This is a genomic window from Tetragenococcus solitarius NBRC 100494 (assembly GCF_001544195.1).
Classification (GTDB): domain Bacteria; phylum Bacillota; class Bacilli; order Lactobacillales; family Enterococcaceae; genus Tetragenococcus; species Tetragenococcus solitarius.
In genome coordinates, this window is record NZ_BCPY01000076.1 from 1 (window position 1) to 2,401 (window position 2,401).

1 rRNA gene is annotated in these 2,401 nt (G+C 53.4%); it reads left to right on the top strand.

Features of this window, described 5'->3' with window-relative positions:
* A 23S ribosomal RNA gene (locus tag TS1_RS12110) occupies nucleotides 1–2,401 on the top strand; the annotation flags it as partial.

Below are 2,401 nucleotides of genomic sequence, written 5' to 3' on the forward strand. Positions count from 1 at the left end.
TCTCCCAAGGCTAAATACTCCCTAGTGACCGATAGTGAACCAGTACCGTGAGGGAAAGGTGAAAAGCACCCCGGAAGGGGAGTGAAAGAGATCCTGAAACCGTGCGCTTACAAGAAGTTAGAGCCCGTTAATGGGTGATAGCGTGCCTTTTGTAGAATGAACCGGCGAGTTGCGCTGGCTGGCGAGGTTAAGTCGAACGGACGGAGCCGCAGCGAAAGCGAGTCTGAAATGGGCGTTTTAGAGTCAGACGGCGCAGACCCGAAACCAGGTGATCTACCCATGTCCAGGTTGAAGGTGCGGTAAAACGCACTGGAGGACCGAACCCACGTACGTTGAAAAGTGCGGGGATGAGGTGTGGGTAGCGGAGAAATTCCAAACGAACTTGGAGATAGCTGGTTCTCTCCGAAATAGCTTTAGGGCTAGCGTCAAGGAACGAATGATGGAGGTAGAGCACTGTTTGGACGAGGGGCCCGTCTTGGGTTACCGAATCCAGATAAACTCCGAATGCCATTGATTCAGCCTTGGCAGTCAGACGGTGAGTGATAAGATCCATCGTCGAAAGGGAAACAGCCCAGACCACCAGCTAAGGCCCCTAAATGTATGTTAAGTGGAAAAGGAGGTGGGGTTGCTTAGACAACTAGGATGTTGGCTTAGAAGCAGCCATCATTGAAAGAGTGCGTAATAGCTCACTAGTCGAGTGACCCTGCGCCGAAAATGTACCGGGGCTAAACATACTGCCGAAGCTGTGGAATGCACCATTGGGTGCATTGGTAGGAGAGCGTTCTAAGGGCGGTGAAGGTCGACTGAGAAGACGGCTGGAGCGCTTAGAAGTGAGAATGCCGGTATGAGTAGCGAAAGACAGGTGAGAATCCTGTCCACCGTAAGACTAAGGTTTCCTGGGGAAGGCTCGTCCGCCCAGGGTTAGTCGGGTCCTAAGCTGAGGCCGATAGGCGTAGGCGATGGATAACAGGTTGATATTCCTGTACCTGTGCGCTTCATTTGAGCGAAGGAGGGACGCAGGAGGCTAAGGAAAGCAGACGAATGGAAAGGTCTGTCCAAGCAGCGAGTCGGAGAAAGAGTGAAAGGCTTTTTCTTGTTCACGATGAGCTGTGATGGGGAGGGAAATCAAAGTACCGAAGTTCTGGCGTCACACTGCCAAGAAAAACTTCTAGCAAGAAGACACACAGCCCGTACCGCAAACCGACACAGGTAGTCGAGGAGAGTATCCTCAGGTGAGCGAGCGAACTCTCGTTAAGGAACTCGGCAAAATGACCCCGTAACTTCGGGAGAAGGGGTGCTGCTCGAACGAGCAGCCGCAGTGAATAGGCCCAAGCGACTGTTTATCAAAAACACAGGTCTCTGCAAAATCGTAAGATGACGTATAGGGGCTGACGCCTGCCCGGTGCTGGAAGGTTAAGAGGAGTGCTTAGCGCAAGCGAAGGTACGAATTGAAGCCCCAGTAAACGGCGGCCGTAACTATAACGGTCCTAAGGTAGCGAAATTCCTTGTCGGGTAAGTTCCGACCCGCACGAAAGGCGTAACGATTTGGGCACTGTCTCAACGAGAGACTCGGTGAAATTTTAGTACCTGTGAAGATGCAGGTTACCCGCGACAGGACGGAAAGACCCCATGGAGCTTTACTGTAATTTGATATTGAGTGTCCGTACCGCATGTACAGGATAGGTAGGAGCCGTAGAGATCGGGACGCCAGTCTCGAAGGAGGCAAAAGTGGGATACTACCCTTGCGTTATGGCCCCTCTAACCCGCGCCACTGATCGTGGCGGGAGACAGTGTCAGATGGGCAGTTTGACTGGGGCGGTCGCCTCCTAAAAGGTAACGGAGGCGCCCCAAGGTTCCCTCAGAATGGTTGGAAATCATTCAACGAGTGTAAAGGCAGAAGGGAGCTTGACTGCGAGACAGACAAGTCGAGCAGGGACGAAAGTCGGGCTTAGTGATCCGGTGGTTCCGCATGGAAGGGCCATCGCTCAACGGATAAAAGCTACCCTGGGGATAACAGGCTTATCTCCCCCAAGAGTTCACATCGACGGGGAGGTTTGGCACCTCGATGTCGGCTCGTCGCATCCTGGGGCTGTAGTCGGTCCCAAGGGTTGGGCTGTTCGCCCATTAAAGCGGCACGCGAGCTGGGTTCAGAACGTCGTGAGACAGTTCGGTCCCTATCCGTCGCGGGCGTAGGAAATTTGCGAGGCGCTGTCCTTAGTACGAGAGGACCGGGATGGACCTACCGCTGGTGGACCAGTTGTCGTGCCAACGGCATCGCTGGGTAGCTACGTAGGGCAGGAATAAACGCTGAAAGCATCTAAGCGTGAAGTCCCCCTCTAGATGAGATTTCCCATTTTGAAAGAAAGTAAGATCCCTGAGAGATGATCAGGTAGATAGGTCC